Annotated in this window: 1 protein-coding gene; it reads right to left on the bottom strand. The window is 66.1% G+C overall.

Features of this window, described 5'->3' with window-relative positions:
* Positions 1 to 1,159 (bottom strand): FAD-dependent oxidoreductase (locus HP556_RS00215; protein WP_175365477.1); only part of this gene is annotated, 1,159 nt, incomplete at both ends.

Here is a 1,159-nt window from a genome sequence, read left to right as displayed (position 1 = left end):
TGCCGGCGCCCGTTGCATTCCGGCGGATACGGCGCGTGCCCTTGACGTAACGTGCTGCGCCCTGGCCCGACCAGTAGCCCGATGACATCGCCCAGGCCGCATTGTGGCTGCCGCCTCCGGTGAAGCCGCCGCAAATGAGCTCGCGCGTCGCGGCATCGCCGGCGGCGTAGAGGCCGGGAACGGTGGTGGCGCAGCTGTCATCGACAATGCGCAGGCCGCCGGTGCCGCGGATCGTGCCTTCGAGACGCAGCGTGACCGGAAAGCGCTGGGTGAAAGGATCGAGTCCCGTGCGGTCATAAGGCAGGAAGAAGTTCGGCTGTGAAGCGCGCATGGCCTCCTGAATGTCGGCATCGGCCTTGTCGAGTTGCGCATAGACCGGACCTTTCAGCAATGCGCGCGCGATGGCCGAGCGGCCGCCCTTCGACGCAGCACCCGGCACCGGCGTCCCATCTTCATAAGTGAAGGTGCCCCAGCCGAAGAACAGCGTTTTGGTCACCGATCCGAATGCGCTGGATATCGCATAGGGATTGGAGAACTCCATGCTGGTCAGCTCAGCGCCGAGTTCGGCGGCCATCAGATATCCGTCGCCGGTGAGAACGTTCGAGCCCAGCGTCTTGCTGAGGAAGGCGCATCCGCCCGTCGCGATGACGACGGCGCCGGCACGCACGCGCCATGGCTTTCCGCTCTGGCGCTGCAGTCCTGCGGCGCCAGCGACGGCGCCGGCTTCATCGACCAGCAATTCCAGCGCCGGACTGTGATCCAGGATCGTGACACCTGCGGACTTGGTGCGCTTGCGCATCAGCCGCATATATTCCGGCCCCTGCAGCGAGTTTCGCTGCGGCTGGCCGCTGTCATCGGTCGGGTAGGGATAGCCCCATTCCGCCAGTCTGTTGCTCTGATCGTAGGTGCGGTCGAGGACGCGGGACATCCAGCGGCGATCCTGCAGATAGCCGCCCATCTTCTCGCGATTGGCCATGGCGGCCTCGCGCTTGTCAGGCGATGAATCGATATACCAAACGCCGGTGCCGGATGGTGCTGTGGCGCCGGAGGTCCCGCAAAAGCCTTTGTCAACGAGCACGACGCGCGCGCCCTCGCCGGCAGCGCTGATTCCCGCCCAGGTGCCGGCCGGGCCGCCGCCGAGCACCAGCACATCTGCATC

Origin of the sequence: Tardiphaga robiniae (assembly GCF_013359755.1) — a bacterium.
In the GTDB taxonomy this organism is placed as follows: Bacteria; Pseudomonadota; Alphaproteobacteria; order Rhizobiales; family Xanthobacteraceae; genus Tardiphaga; species Tardiphaga robiniae.
Note: the sequence above shows the minus strand (reverse complement) of the source record. Positions and strands in the feature narration are given on the sequence as shown.